A 15,531-nucleotide genomic window follows, 5' to 3' on the forward strand; every position below is an offset into this window, starting at 1 on the left:
TGCAAATTAAGGGTCATTTCAATCCCGGGGTCCCTCCTATGTCCAAAGGGATCAGGTCAACCAAAAACCTTCCTGTCATGAAACAGGCAATCATGCTTTTCTTTATGGCCCTGCTGCTCGCAGCCGGCAGCGCATCAGCGCAGACGGTCACCTTTACCGCCAGGTCAACACCATTAAAGAAAATATTTGCTGTCATCAGGCAACAAACCAGTTACAAGTTCTTTTACCGCAATGAAGACCTGGAACTTGCCAGCCCCATTACAGTACAATTAAAGGACATGCCATTGGAGCGGGCCTTGCAGATTATCATGGCTAACCAACCGCTGACTTTTAATATCCAGGGCAAGACAATTTTTGTAAGTCGCAGAATCCCCTCTTCCGTGGCTGTACCAGCCGATGTTGAAGCAACCCCGCCCGGCAACATCAGCGGCAAGGTAACGGACAATGAAGGGCAGCTCTTATCCAATATCACGGTGATGCTCCGCAACGGACGCCGTTATGTGTTTACAAATGAAAAAGGCGAGTTTACATTATACGGTCTCATGCCGAATGATACCCTGTTGTTCACGAGTATTAACTACGAAAGTGTACTCGTGCCATTTTCGGGAATGTCGGAGAACATGACTATCATCATGCGCCCCCGTATCAATGCCCTGAGTACCGTTGTCATTTACAACACCGGCTACCAGCAGCTAAGCAGGGAAAGGGCTACAGGTGCATTTGGCAAGCCGGATATGAAAGTGTTCAGGGAACGTGTCAGCACCTTTGATGTAGTGGGTCGCCTGGAAGGACAAATACCCGGTCTTACAGTAGGAACAGGTGTCACGGCTTCCGGCAGAACCGGCAATGGATTCTCCACCAGGTCGAGCGTTATCAGGGGATATACTACGGTCAACGGCGGACAGCCCACCAATCCACTATATGTTGTGAATGGCGTGATCACCACGGATTTCAGTTCTGTTAACCCTGATGATATAGAAGATATTACCGTGCTGAAAGATGCGGCAGCGGCCGCCATCTGGGGAGCGAGAGCTGCCAACGGGATCATCGTGGTGAAAACCAAGGAAGGCAGCAGGAACCAGAGCCTGCGGGTGAACTATACCGGTTCTGTCAGCTTCCAGAGCAAACCGGATCTTAATTTCGGTCAGCGGATGAACAGTGAACAATACATACAGGCTGCAAGGGAAACATTCGACCCGGTAAACTATCCCTGGAGCTCACTGGCTACACAGGTTGTACTGCCACATGATATTATTCTTTACAACCAATACCGCGGGTTGATCACCGCAGATCAGGCAAACAAAAGCCTGGACAGCATGAGCAGGATCAGCAATCTTTCGCAGATGAGAGACCTGTTTTACCGCAATCCGCTTACTACCAATCATACCATCTCTCTTTCCGCGGGTAACAGTGTTTACGCCATGTATGCTTCACTCGGCTGGACAGGCGTACAGAGCAACACACCGGGCGATAAGAACAATACTTATAAAGTTAACCTCTCGCAAAGTTTCAATATCGGCAAACGGATCAATGTATCACTAAATACTTCCCTGATCAATAACGTAAGCAGCCGGAAAAATATGCCGGCTGTTGATAACGGTTTTGTGCCATACCAGCTGTTTGTTGACCAACAGGGCCGTGAGCAGAACATGGCATTTACCAACGGCTGGTCTGATTCAACACGTAATAATTATTCAGCAAGAAGCAGGATCAACCTGGATTATTATCCACTGCAGGAAATGAATTATGCGCATTCCAATGGCAATACGCTCAGTATCAATACAACCGCTAATATCGGCATCAAGTTGTGGAAAGGTGTCAGCTTCCAGGGTACCTATGGTTATCTGAAAGCGCCGGGAACGCAGACCTCTTTTACAGACAGCCGCGCACTCTCCCAGCGCAAACAGCTGCTGTCTTTCACGGTAGCGCCCAGCCCTTCGTCCACGCCGGTTTATTATCTGCCGCAGAACAACAGCATGTATGTAGCCACGAATAATGATCAGCGTAACTGGACAGTGCGTAATCAACTGGTATATAATGCCACACCCAGGTCAGGAAAGGATATGCTGACCTTACAGGCAGGACAGGAAGCACAGGAGGCACTGGCATCACGGAATACAAGCACTATTATCGGATATGATGAGGCTTTGGGCACCTACCCTTTAATTGATTATGCCACCCTGCGGCGTGGTGTGTTCGGCACCGTGACGGGCTTTGGTTTCTTCAGTACGCAGCCATACCAGGTATTCAGAGAGCTGACACGCTTTACTTCCCTGTTTGCATTGGCCAGTTATACCTTAGACCATAAATACAGCCTGGACCTGAGCTGGCGCCGCGACCACAGTAACCAGTTCGGCAGCGATATATCTGTTCAGAACAAACCTGTATGGAGCATAGGTGGTAAATGGCAGGTGCGCAACGAGCAATTTATGCAGCAGGCAGACTGGGTAGATGCACTGGCCTTAAGGGCTACCTATGGTATTACCGGCAACTCTCCCTATGTTGGTTCTGCATCATTGTATGACATCTTATATGCACAACCCCAGTCGCAGACCGGCGGCGTGGCGGGAGATGCACTTACCCTCAATCAGCCGGCCAACAGGAAACTGTCCTGGGAACGCACACAGACCACCAATATTGGTGTAGACTTCTCTGTGTTGCAAAACCGCATATCGGGTGCAATAGATGCTTACAGTAAAACAACCACAGACCTGCTGGGAAGAGTACCGCTGAATCCTTTCACGGGGTTTGACGGCCAGGTGGGCAATGTAGGCAAACTGGTGAACAGGGGGATTGAATTATCCCTGCGTACTGTGAACATCCGGAAACGGGACTGGAGCTGGTCCAGCAACATGGTATTCAGCTATAACTACAACAAGCTGGTATCTTATGCGGCCCTGAATCCTTCGCTGAACACTGCCAGCTACAAATTAACCGCTCCCTACTGGATAGGCTATAACTCGAAGCCCCTGTTTGCTTACCAGTATGCGGGGCTGGACAACATGGGCGATCCGCAGATCAGGCTATCAGATAAATCGGTGACGAAGGAACCTTACATTGCCCAACCGGAAGACGTCGTATATGCCGGCACGACACAGTCGCCCGTGAACGGCGGTTTCACCAACCGTTTCGAATATAAAGGCCTTTCGCTCACCATGAACATGATCTATAACATGGGAGCCGTGATGCGCAGGAACGTGAACATCTACTATACCGGCAGAATGCCGACTTCCACCTCTCTGGGCGGAGAGAATCTCTACACCTCCTTCCAGGACCGCTGGAAAAAGCCGGGTGATGAAAAGATCACCAATATTCCTTCTTATGTATCCAACATGGGTACCAGTTATACGCGCAGGGATGTGAACTACTACATCAGCGGAGATCTGAATGTGCTGAGTGCATCCTATATCAAGATCAGGGATATTACCCTGGCCTATGAGCTGCAGTCAGCAGCCCTGCACTTCCTGAAAATACAACGGCTTAACATTTATGCACAGACCACCAATTTCCTGATCTGGACCGCCAATGACGAGCGGATAGATCCCGAAACCGGTTTCCCGGGGGCATTGTACAAACATCAGTATAACCTGGGCATCAATGTTACACTTTAATTCACTTTTAAACAGAGAAGGATGAGAAAGCTTATATATATCGCCATCATGGTTTCGTTTATAGCCTGCAAGGACAGTTTCCTGGATGTAGTGCCTTTGGGATCGCAGGTAGCCGTTACAACGGACGACTATAATAAACTGATGAACGATCCGCAGTACTATGCACAGACCTTCGCCGGTGGCTGGCAGGAGCCGGCATTAATGGAAGACGATGTAGCTGCAGAGGAAGCGTATCTTTTACAGGGCAGTCCGCAGATGCTCCGGCTCTTCCAGTGGCAGGACGTTGTATACCAGCAACAGGACCAGACGCCCTGGGCCATCAGCCTGTGGCTGGAACAATTGTATACACTGAACAAGATCATCGGCGAAGTCATGAATGCAAGCGGGGGAACAGATGCACAGAAAAGGATCATCCGTGCAGAGGCGATCGCCACACGCGCCTGGACCTATTTCCAGTTCATTAACTTTTATGGCAAGCCCTATGTGCAGAGCACTGCAGGCACTGACCCCGGCTTTCCCATCATAGAGCAGGCAGATGTGAACGCGCAAACGTTCACGCGTGCCTCCGTGCAGGCAGTATATGATTTTATTATCAAAGACCTGACGGCTGCTATTGCGGAATTGCCGGTGAAGCCGTCCATACGTACCCGCATGTCCAGACCGGCCGCCGAAGGTTTACTGGGCAAAGTGTATGTGTTCATGGGCAGGTACAATGATGCCCTGTCTATGTTCAATGCAGCATTCGCCGACCTGGCAGACAGTGATGCGCATTTATACGATTATAACCAGACACTTGCAGCAGATGGCGCCTTTCTGCCGATGGACATCATCATCGGCCCCTCCCAGGGACCGGGCAATAACATGAACGACCTCACAGAAGCGGTAGTATCGAAAGTGTTTTACAATGGGCCTTACAGTGGCAACCAGCTGGGCAACAATGGCCTGGTGCTGGCGCCATGGGCCGCGGCCTTGTACGGGACATCAGATCTTCGCCTGTTGTTATATACGGATACCAATCCCGACCAATCGCCCAACGCAGGAGGCCGCCTGCGTAAGTACGGGGTAACCTATGCGAGAATGGGCCTGCAATTGCCCGATATGTACCTGTTGAGCGCAGAGTGTAAGGCCCGCCTCAACGACCTGGCGGGAGCAGTGGCAGATGTAGAAACGCTGCGTAAGCACCGTATGCCGGCAGCCGATGCAGTAGTACCATCAGCAATAGCGGCTGATCAGACAGCATTGATACGCTTCATTTTCGAGGAGCGCATCCGCGAGTTTGCGACAGAAGGTTACCGTTGGTTCGATATGCGCAGGCAGTCGGTAGATCCCATCTTTGCCGGACAGGTATTTACCCACACGCAATATAATGCAGATGGCAGTGTCAGCACTTTTACACTGAACCAGCCCAGGCGGCTTGTATTACAATTGCCGCCTTCATTTATCACAAGTAATCCGGGTATGCCGAACAATCCTTAATCCAATTCCAAAAAAATAATCAATGAACAGTATTGTAAAGCTGGAGCATTTATCACATCGCTACACCAGCTCATGGGCAATCCGTGACATCAGTATGGAGATCAGCCAGACTGGTATAGTGGGGCTGCTGGGCTCTAATGGTGCGGGTAAATCCACTACCATGAATATTCTCTGCGGCGTATTGAACCAGACAGAAGGCAATGTATTTGTGAACGGCATTAATATGCGGGAGCAACCCGAGCTGGCCAAACAGGAGATCGGTTTCCTGCCACAGCACCCGCCTTTATATATGGACCTTACGGTAGATGAATACCTGGGCTACTGCGCCGGCCTTCGCATGATGCCAAAAGCAGCGATACCGGCAGCCATGAAAGAAGCAAAGGAACGTTGCGGTATAGCACATTACAGTAAGCGTCTTATCCGCAATCTTTCCGGCGGCTACCGTCAGCGCGTAGGCATTGCCCAGGCTATCATACACCGGCCTTCGCTGATAGTACTGGACGAGCCTACCAATGGCCTGGACCCTAACCAGATCATCGAGGTGAGGGCCCTGATCAAGGAAATTGCTACTGACCGTGCTGTGATCTTCTCTTCTCATATCCTCTCCGAAGTACAGCTGCTCTGCAAGGAGATCAAGATGATCGACAATGGCAAGATCGTATTTGCAGATACCATGGACGCCTTCAACAACTATGTAGAGCCGCACAGTGTGCTGATGCATATGGAGAACCCGCCGGCAGCTGCAGCACTTCTGGCGATAGAAGGTGTGACGAAAGCTGATTTCCTCACGGAGCGGCAGGTGCGTGTTTTCTTTAACGGCGACCAGAGTATCTCTGAACGCCTTATCACCGCCAGCGTTCAGCAGGGCTGGCGGCTGAGAGAGATCAGTATTGACAAGACGGCGCTGGACGAAGTATTCAAACAATTATCCAATCAATCAACACAATAGATAGCATCATGAAGATGGTTTTCAGAATTGCGAAAACGGAACTACGCACCCTGTTTTATTCACCGATAGCATGGTTTTTACTGATAGCGTTCCTGGTGCAATGCGGCCTGGCATATATCAATGCACTGGACGGAGCCGCCCGGTCGCAGGAAATAGGCGGCATGTCGCTCGAGAACATGACCCGCCTCACCGAGCGCATATTTGCAGCCAGGGGTGGTGTGTTCAGTGTGGTTATGCAGACACTGTATTTGTACATACCACTGCTGACCATGGGACTGATCAGCCGGGAGGTGAACAATGGCACTATCAAATTGCTGTACTCCTCTCCTGTTAAGGTCAGCGAGATCATCTTCGGCAAGTTCCTCGCCATGATGGTGTATAACCTGTTGATGATGGTTGTACTGGGTCTCTTCATTTTCGATGGAATTATTCATATCAACCATGCGGATGCGGGAGAATTATTCTCTGCCTCACTGGGTTTCTACCTGCTCTTATGCGCCTATTCGGCCATTGGGTTGTTCATGTCCAGCCTCACATCCTACCAGATCGTAGCGGCGGTATGTACCTTCATGATGGTAGGTTTCCTGAGCTATATCGGCACGTTATGGCAGCATATTGCCTTTGTACGGGACCTTACCTATTTCCTTTCGCTGAGCGGCCGTACTGAAAAGATGCTGGCAGGGCTCATCACGAGTAAAGACGTGATCTACTTCCTGGTGATCATCTATATTTTCCTGGCGCTGAGTATCTATAAACTGAAGGCTGGCAGGGAATCGAAACCTGCTATCGTTAAAACAGGCAGGTATGTGGCTGTTGTGGCGCTGGGTTTAGTAGTGGGATACATCACATCACGTCCTTCACTGGTAGGATATTTTGATGCTACTGCCAATAAAACAAGAACGCTCACGCCTAACTCGCAAAAGATCCTGAAAGAACTGGGGAATGTTCCGCTGGAGGTAACTGCGTATAACAACATGCTGGGCTCATTCTATTATTTCGGATCCGAAGAGGGCCGTAATATGGACCTGGCGCGCTGGGAGCCTTACATGCGCTTCAAACAGGATATTCATCTGCAATATGTACAGTACTATGACAGCCTGCTGGACAATCCGAATATCATGCGGTTCTACCCTGGCAAGGACTTCCTGGACATGGCCACACAGCGGGCCAAGGGAATGGGGTTTAAGCTTTCCCAGTTTAAATCGCCCGCAGAGATCAGGAAGATAATAGACCTGCGCCCTGAGTTGAACCGATATGTGATGCAGCTGAAATACAAGGACAAGGTTACCTTCCTCCGTGTGTTTGATGACCAGACGCAATGGCCGGGAGAAGCGGAAGTGGCGGCAGCACTGAAACGCTTGTTACAGTCCGAATTTCCAAGGGTAGCCTTCCTGACGGGCGACCTGGAAAGGAGCATTGAGAAAGAAGGAGACCGGGAATACAGCACGCTGACGAAAAAGAAGACTTTCCGCTATGCACTGGTAAACCAGGGTTTCGATGTAGATACCCTTTCACTGGAGCACCAGGATATTCCTTCAGATGTTACTACACTGGTAATTGCTGACCCAAAGAAGGAATTCAGCGCTGTTACAATGGCGAAGATCAGGAAGTATATCAGTGAAGGCGGCAACCTGCTCATTACCGGGGAACCCGGCAAACAGTCCATCTTAAATCCGCTGTTGCGCGAGCTGGGTGTACAGCTGATGGACGGGATGATCGCCCAAGCGGCCAAAGAGACCGCTCCTGACCTGGCTTTGCCCTTAATGACAGCTACAGCTGCCGGCTTCAGTAAATCGCTTATAAAAGGCTTTAAAGACAGTATTGCGGTTTCTATGCCAGGCGCCACATGGCTTGCTTACAACGACAGCATCTTCAAGGTGCAACCTTTGCTGGTAACAGACGCCAGTAAGAGCTGGGTGAAGAAAGACCGTTTTGCTGCCGATTCTGCGGAGGTGGCCTATGACCCTGCCGCGGGTGATGAGAAGAAATCAGTGCCGACGGTCATCGCCCTCACCCGTAAGGTGAACAACAAAGAACAGCGCATTGTGGTGACTGGTGATGCGGACTTTTTAAGCAATGACGAGCTGGGACGATACAATGTACAGACCATCAATTTCGCTTTTAACACGGCACTCTTCAGCTGGTTGAGCTATGGGCAGTTCCCGATAGACACTTACCGCCCGGAAGCAAAAGACACGCGTGTATCAGTCAGCACCGATACGGTGGATATACTCCGGATCCTGTACATCTGGGTACTACCGGGTATACTGGTGGCATTTGCCGCTATTCTGCTTATCAGGCGTAAAAGAAAATAAGCTATGTTATTTACAACGGATAAACAAACACTGGAAGATCTCAATATTTTCGGCCGGTATGGAGCGGATTCCGTGTACAACATCTTCAACCATACGGTGACACGCGGAGGTGCGGCCCTGCTGGAAGAGACCTTCCGCTATCCATTATCAGACCATGATGCGATCAACCGCCGCAGCAGCATTATCCGGCATTTTGCTGCGGCGGGTACCGCTTACCCGTTTCCCGCCGCTCTCTTTGACGCCATAGCACCTTACCTTGACAATACGGACGAGCGTACAAGACTGAGCACGGAAGAACAATCCATCAGCAAGAAACTGGCGGGGATGATAGCGGCAGACGGAAATATGCAGATGGTGTATAAAGGCGTGCAGGCGCTCATAGAGCTACTACAGGGGGTACAGTCTTTCGTCAGTGCAGAAGCAGGCGGTGCGGCTTACGCAGCCGACAGGAAAGCAATCGCCACGCTCCTGTCCGAGCATGCATTTGAACCTGTACTGGCCCATAAGGGTAAAGCAGCGCATTCCACCATCGCCGCTTTTGATGTGCTATTCCGTTTCCGTTATCGGGCACTGATACAACAGCTCCTGCATCACCTGTATTGCCTGGACGTGTATATATCTGTCGCCAAAGTTGCCACCGAACGGGGGTTTGTATTTCCGCAGGCCTTACCCCGTCATACCTGTCGCATAGATGCTGAAGGCGTATACCATCCCTTGCTGAAGAAAGCGGTGCCCAATAACATCCGGATCAATGAAGAAAGCAATGTCATCTTTCTCACCGGAGCTAATATGGCCGGCAAGTCCACCTTTATGAAATCGCTCAGTATTGCCTTGTTCCTCGCACACATGGGGTTCCCTGTTGCCGCTGCGCGGATGGAGTTTTCTGTGCTGGACGGTATTTATACGACCATCAACCTGCCCGACAACCTGGGCATGGGGGCCAGTCATTACTACGCGGAAGTGCTGCGTGTTAAAAAAATGGCGCAGGAGCTGAGCCAGGGTAAACACCTGTTCATTGTATTTGATGAACTGTTCCGGGGTACTAATGTGAAGGACGCGTATGAGGCTACTATTGCCATATGTAAAGGATTTGCCGGCAAGCGTAACAGCATATTCGTCATCTCTACACACATCATCGAAGCCGGCGAGGTGCTGAAAGCAGCGGCAGCCAATATCCGGTTTGTATACCTGCCCACTCATATGGACGGGCACAAACCTGTATACACCTATACGCTGGAGAATGGCATTACAGACGACCGTCATGGCATGATCATTATTAACAATGAAGGCATTATCGATATGCTGGAAGCCGGCCTGACCAAAACAACATGAGCATGAGTTTTATAGCTGATAAACAAACGCTGGAAGACCTGAACCTGCTGGGCCGGTTCAAGCCTAACTCCATCTATAACCTTTTTAGCAGAATCAAAACCACCGGAGGGGAACAACTGCTGGAACGTATGTTCCAGCAGCCCCTTACTAATACTGCCGCCATTAACCAGCGCAGTGCTACCTTCCGGTATTTCCAGCAAAAGCAGCTCACTTTTCCCTTCAACGGGGTTAGTTTCCGCCAGGCGGAAAACTACCTGAACATGGGAGGGGCAAGCAGCCTGCCTGCTATTCTCAAAAAGAGACTGAACGCATTTTTAAACGACGACGAATACGAAAAGCTGCTGACAGGCTTAAAGGCAACTATTGGAATATTACGCACCTTCCGCAAGTTCCTGCAGGAGCTCAGTGATTACAATGAGGCCGCAGCCTGGCGGAAAACCTTATCTGGCATTTCCTGGCTGGACAGCGACAGGGAACTAACCTTACTGACAGTGGCACGTTACGACCGTTTATTACGGCATACCTTACGCCATGAAATGGAGCAATTGCTGGAAGCTGTTCATCAACTGGACGTCTATATTGCAGTAAGCGATGTAGCACGGCAACGCGGCTTTCATTATGCTACTGCCCTCCCCTCCTCGCCCAGTGTGTTCCGTACCACAGCGCTGCGGCATCCTGCATTGGACGCCGGGGTGGCGAATCCTGTAACCCTCCACAGTGACTCCAATGTTATTTTCCTCACAGGGGCTAACATGGCGGGTAAATCTACCCTGATGAAGTCTTTTGGCATTGCTTTGTACCTGGCGCATATGGGATTTCCTGTAGCCGCTGCGGATATGGAGTTTTCCGTACGTGACGGGTTATACTCATCCATCAATGTACCGGACAATCTCAATATGGGGTATAGTCATTTTTATGCGGAGGTCTTACGCGTAAAGCAAGTAGCGGCGGAGGTGAGTTCAGGGAAGAACCTGGTCATCATCTTCGATGAGCTATTCAAAGGGACAAACGTGAAAGACGCTTATGATGCTACGCTGGCTGTAACCGCAGCTTTCGCCCGTTACCGGAATTGCTTTTTCATCATTTCTACGCATATTATTGAGGTGGGTAATGCGTTGCGTCAATACGCCAACCTGCAGTTTGCCTATCTGCCGACATTGTTAGAAGGTACGAAGCCGAGGTATACTTATCAGCTTAAAGAGGGGATTACGAGTGACAGGCATGGCATGATGATCATTGAGAATGAGGGGATAATAGCGTTGTTGAATAATTAGTGGAAGGCCGTCCTGATTAGTTTCGGGATGGCCTTTTTTTATTTGAGTTCAATGGCCTCCCTGCTGACCATTTCTGATATTCAGATCTTGCAGTGAAAAGACCTCTCGCTACAAACCGTAGATCACCTTAGAGGAGCATCTTATTGCTGTTGTCCAGTTCTTCCATATTTCGTTCACCATATTTTTTTAAGAAAGAAACTACCTTTCCGTTCCTCACCCAGTATGTTTCGCCCCATCCATCGGAACGCAATCCTTGTTTGACCAAAAATCGCAGCGCGCCAGCTTCGTCGATATCAAAAATGAACAGGTTAATTCCCTCATAATTCTCCATAGCAATTAATAAATTTCGCAGCTGAACAATCGTAGTGCTCCAGGCACAATAAAGAAAAACAACACCCCTTTCTATTTTCTCAATATCAATCGAAAAATCGTTGACTCTTACGTTGGCATAACTAGCAATATTTCGCTCTAATTTGTTTAACATTATTATGTAATTGAGCAGTTAGTAGTTAGGGTCCATTGTCTTCTCTCCTACTTTATTCAACGTAAGATATAATTTGAGTGAAGTTTTTCATATTACGAACCGCAATGGTAATGTCCTCTAAATTATCTTTCATTTCCCAATATATAGGATACCTTCTTACATGATTTATTATTCTATTCTTAAAATCATCCAAATTTACTTGCTCAATAAATTCCGTTCTAAACTCGATCCTATTCATTCGCTGAAAATATCTTATTGAATCTTTTAAAGATGCCGTTGTAACCCTGACAATTCCACTAATCTCGAAACAATTACCTATTGCATCGTATATTGTACCATTCTCATAAAATGGTTCTCCACCCCGTGAAACAAGCCCCAATGCTCTGGAATAGAACACATAGATGCCGGGATCATTGGTTTTACATTGACAAGAGGAAAAACAAATTTTGTATACATATAAATAGATGTTGTATTGGTCTTCACTTAAACCTCATCAGACTATGCTGGCACCAGACACTCATCAGTTCCATCAATGAATACTATTAAACTGATCATATCCCAGTGGATACCAAATACCGGGCATCTCTGGGTCACCCATGTTTAAATAAACATGTTTCTTTTCGACGTTTCTAACGTCAAAGTTTTCGATAACAGCGTTGACACGTGGAAGCTTGGAGTTTTCGAATATTTTCTCCTGAATCATCTGAATTGCATGATCGCGGTTATCAGCAGTTACTCCGAAACCAAGCTCCAATCCATGTACTGTGCACACATGGGGAGTTGCAACAAAACTTATCCAAAATTTCATCATACAAAGTTTGACACTGCTCTTAAGCCGTTTACTTAATAACGTCCGGGCATTAGCCACCTACCCGTATTCCAACAAACATCTTCATACAACGACTAAAGGGTAGAAATTGCAGCTAAACGGTTGTAAGTTGATCGAATAGGATCCTTAAATGCCTGAACTCTATAATTCTCAAATTCTTCGTACAAAGAAATACCTACTGCCAATTCATTTCCAGCCTTATCTAAAACTATCAGCTCCCATAGGTCATCCTGTTTGATATAATTTAGTTTCCAAGCTCCCCCATTGTTTTTCTTTAATAGTTCACCAAGATATAAATAGATCCCTAAAAAATTAGAATCAATAAATTCATCGTCGACTGTAAATTTGGCAAGGCGCTTATCTATTAAGTCTAAACTATTTGGTTCACCGTTTAAAGCTCTCCTATCAATACCTAAACTAATACACATATTTTTGACAATTTCCTCCTGTCTAGCCAAAACATACTGATCATAAGGATTTAATCCTGTTAAATAACTTTGGCCTTGTGGTATCTCTGAAACCGACAACAAATCATCTATGGAATTATAAAGTAGATAGCTACCTCTATTCTTAACATTAAGCCGGAATCCAGGTCTGCTATCTCATAGATCTCCCCTCCAACATCCTGCGTTCTAAACCTGACATCTCCTTTAATGATATTTGAATCTATTTTATAGTAAAAGATTTTTTTTTATTATTAACATAAAGGATTCTCTTTTCGAGATTTTGGATATTTAGCTTACCCGTTCCTTTATTCCTTGTTTGACTACATGCCATTAAAACTAACAATCCAATTAAGCTACAAATTAATCCTTTCATATATCTTCGTTTTGCCCTGTTTAGGTCCAGTATAGATGCTGTAGATAGTCTGCCGTCCACCGTACCGCTATCTACCCACTTCTGGAATATATATCTTACCATTATGCATATTCATATAACCTTTTCTACCGTCCGGCATTTCTATCAAGTACGCGCCCACTTCATAGTTAGCGTGATACACACGTTTAAGAACAGGCAGACTCAGTACTCTCCAGTCAGTTTTAATCAGCCCTTCTTTGCCATCTAGCTGGGTCACAAAGAAACCACCTTCATTTCGGATGCTGTCATAGATACAAGGTAGTATAACATTGCCCTCGGGTGCTATCAAGCCAGTTTTACCGTTCTGCACTACCTTTAGCAGGGCTTGCGGCTGCATCGTTTCATCATAGTAAAATTTTTCAACGTTAGTAAAACCAGTCAACTGGAATTCTTTGACAGGGGTCACCGGTGAACTAGCCCAAACTCGCTTTTCATAAGTCACCTTCCAATCGTTGTCCTTGCCTTTATATACATACAAGCTCATATTTCCAACATAAGAATCGTCAATCTTGGTTGCATCGATAGGGATAGCAGCGGACGACGCCGATTGGTGCTGCGTTAATATGGCGGCATTACCCGGCCTTGACCTGCCATCGGCAGTGTAAGAAAGCACTTTATCCCCTTCAATGGCGTCAAAAGCCCCCTGGCTTTTGTATACCAAATGATCATATTGGATGGGGGCAATCAAAGCACCGGTGGTAAGATTTAATACTCCATATTTACCGCCTTGCTGCACCACACCTTCATAATAACCGGTGGTAACAAATCCGATCTCATCATAGCCTTGCTTGTTGATCAACTCTCCTGTAGCCATATTCATGAAATGCCATTTAGCACCGATATGTACTGGCAGTATGGGTGGATTATCGTGATTACTCTCGTCCCATTTATCGAATAAAACTCCAGAAAGCTCTTTACCAGTACTTACATCCACCAGGCGGTACTTACCTTTCGACAGGGCAGCTGCAATGAAACGTCTGATAATGACAATGGAATCATAGCGACAGGGCAATATCGTTGTTCCATCAACTCCTATTGAACCGTATAAACTATCCTTCTGCACGATGGCAATCTTTTCTCTAAAAATCCAGAACTCGGAATCGTACTTCGGCGGAATCACTACCTGATTGCTATCGTCAACCATGCCCCATTTATGGCCGTCGTAATAAGGATATTTAGGGGATTGTGCATAACTCTGGACTGTAAGGAGAGTAAGTAGTAAGTATAAAACTTGCCTCATAGGTTGGATATTTACTTTTATTGGCATTCCCAGACAACATTAACCTGATGGTCTATTTTATTAAAATATATTAAATATATCAAAATAACAAGTACTTGATATTCCCATCCTCATTTTCTTGGTGAATTGATTCTTCATCCAGCATCGAGACCAGTCTTCACCTGAAGTAACAAGGAAATATTAACATATTCACCAAGACCATTTCGTTGACCGAAAAATGTCATCATTAAGCCATTCCCGCTGCTTCGCAAACTCAATGAACTCAAGTGAATTATTGGGTGAAGGCTCCTCCAAAGTCATACAAGCTATTGCCGAATTGGTAAATGATTTTATATCCCTAAATATTTTGACATTTTCTCTCATATCGTCGACATCATCAAAGGTCCCTAATAGGGAAACGCCCAGAATCATTTTAGCATCATCGGTATAAGTAAGTATAGCAAACGCAATCAATGAGCTTTTATTAAGATTCTTTATATAAAAATTATCAATGCTGTTGATATGTTATTATTGACAAAAGTGACCATCAGCTGCCATTTCCCTTCATTTAAAAGAGCAGCCGAACCATCTAGGTCGACTGTTCAAAATTATTATTCCACCCGTCTGACCAAATCACATCTTCTTCAAGTCAAGTAATGGCCTTCCAAAACTGACTTTATGGAAAAAAAACCGTAATCACCGTTACTTTCGTCCCCGAATGCGTAATACAACCTCAACCCATTACTCAAATGAATACACACAGTTTGTAAATATGTCTTCTCTTTATCAAATGTCCAGGCAACATTTAATTGCATAAGAATGCATATTAAACTGTCAAAAGAGATACTTGCATCAAATGCTTTAATGATATCATTCTCATTGATTATAAAATCAACGTCGCGATTCTTATCCAGATCTAATCTAATTTCAAAACAGACGTCTGCTTTATCGAAAACAATTATTAAACAAACACCCGCTTTCATTTCTATTTCATAGTAATTAACATCTTCTGTTTGGATATCTGGACAACTAAGTCGGATTCCTAATACTGCCTCTACTACACTTTTAGCTTGTCCAACCTTCAGACCTGGATAAAAATTACCATTTACTATTAAACCAGTCAATTCCATATATATTTTTTACGGGATGAGGCATTAGGGTCGGTATGTACGAAATCCATAATC

At 46.6% G+C, this 15,531-nt stretch carries 11 protein-coding genes; 6 read left to right on the forward strand and 5 right to left on the reverse strand.

What is annotated here, in order from left to right:
* Positions 1 to 77 precede the first annotated feature (77 nt).
* Genes MYF79_RS23320 through MYF79_RS23345 form a run of 6 tightly spaced genes read left to right on the forward strand, consistent with a single transcriptional unit; the run spans position 78 to position 10,957 of the window.
* Positions 78 to 3,611 (forward strand): SusC/RagA family TonB-linked outer membrane protein, encoded by a 3,534-nt coding sequence (locus MYF79_RS23320; RefSeq protein WP_247810228.1) that lies wholly within the window; start codon positions 78 to 80, stop codon positions 3,609 to 3,611.
* A gap of 21 nt (positions 3,612 to 3,632) precedes the next feature.
* Positions 3,633 to 5,087 (forward strand): RagB/SusD family nutrient uptake outer membrane protein, encoded by a 1,455-nt coding sequence (locus MYF79_RS23325; RefSeq protein ID WP_247810229.1) that lies wholly within the window; start codon positions 3,633 to 3,635, stop codon positions 5,085 to 5,087.
* Positions 5,088 to 5,109: 22 nt separating this feature from the next.
* Entirely contained in the window at positions 5,110 to 6,036 is a 927-nt protein-coding gene (locus MYF79_RS23330; RefSeq protein WP_247810230.1) for an ABC transporter ATP-binding protein, read from the forward strand.
* 8 nt (positions 6,037 to 6,044) lie between these two features.
* Positions 6,045 to 8,351, forward strand: a complete 2,307-nt coding sequence (locus MYF79_RS23335; RefSeq protein ID WP_247810231.1) for a Gldg family protein — start codon at positions 6,045 to 6,047, stop codon at positions 8,349 to 8,351.
* A 3-nt stretch (positions 8,352 to 8,354) separates the two neighbouring features.
* Positions 8,355 to 9,683: a MutS-related protein gene (locus tag MYF79_RS23340; RefSeq protein WP_247810232.1), complete on the forward strand. Its 1,329-nt coding sequence runs from the start codon at positions 8,355 to 8,357 to the stop codon at positions 9,681 to 9,683.
* Positions 9,684 to 9,685: 2 nt separating this feature from the next.
* Positions 9,686 to 10,957 carry a MutS-related protein gene (locus MYF79_RS23345; protein ID WP_247810233.1) on the forward strand — a complete coding sequence of 424 codons (1,272 nt, stop codon included), beginning with the start codon at positions 9,686 to 9,688 and terminating at the stop codon, positions 10,955 to 10,957.
* Between the two features lie 127 nt (positions 10,958 to 11,084).
* Here the strand turns inward: MYF79_RS23345 and MYF79_RS23350 are convergent, their stop codons facing one another.
* The 5 genes from MYF79_RS23350 to MYF79_RS23370 all read right to left on the reverse strand — a co-directional run bounded on the left by MYF79_RS23350 (position 11,085) and on the right by MYF79_RS23370 (position 15,477).
* The gene (locus tag MYF79_RS23350; protein WP_247810234.1) at positions 11,085 to 11,441 is read right to left on the reverse strand and encodes a hypothetical protein; all 357 of its coding nucleotides are present in this window, start codon (positions 11,439 to 11,441) and stop codon (positions 11,085 to 11,087) included.
* Between the two features lie 529 nt (positions 11,442 to 11,970).
* Positions 11,971 to 12,252, reverse strand: coding sequence for a hypothetical protein (locus tag MYF79_RS23355; protein WP_247810235.1), 282 nt, complete (start codon positions 12,250 to 12,252; stop codon positions 11,971 to 11,973).
* A gap of 92 nt (positions 12,253 to 12,344) precedes the next feature.
* The gene (locus tag MYF79_RS23360) at positions 12,345 to 12,800 is read right to left on the reverse strand and encodes a hypothetical protein (RefSeq protein WP_247810236.1); all 456 of its coding nucleotides are present in this window, start codon (positions 12,798 to 12,800) and stop codon (positions 12,345 to 12,347) included.
* A gap of 356 nt (positions 12,801 to 13,156) precedes the next feature.
* Complete coding sequence (locus MYF79_RS23365; RefSeq protein WP_247810237.1) at positions 13,157 to 14,368, reverse strand: WG repeat-containing protein; 1,212 nt, start codon at positions 14,366 to 14,368, stop codon at positions 13,157 to 13,159.
* A 623-nt stretch (positions 14,369 to 14,991) separates the two neighbouring features.
* A complete protein-coding gene (locus MYF79_RS23370; protein WP_247810238.1) occupies positions 14,992 to 15,477 on the reverse strand; it encodes a hypothetical protein in 486 nt (161 codons plus the stop codon).
* Positions 15,478 to 15,531: the final 54 nt, after the last annotated feature.

The sequence above is a fragment of the Chitinophaga filiformis genome (genome assembly GCF_023100805.1).
GTDB lineage: Bacteria > Bacteroidota > Bacteroidia > Chitinophagales > Chitinophagaceae > Chitinophaga > Chitinophaga filiformis_B.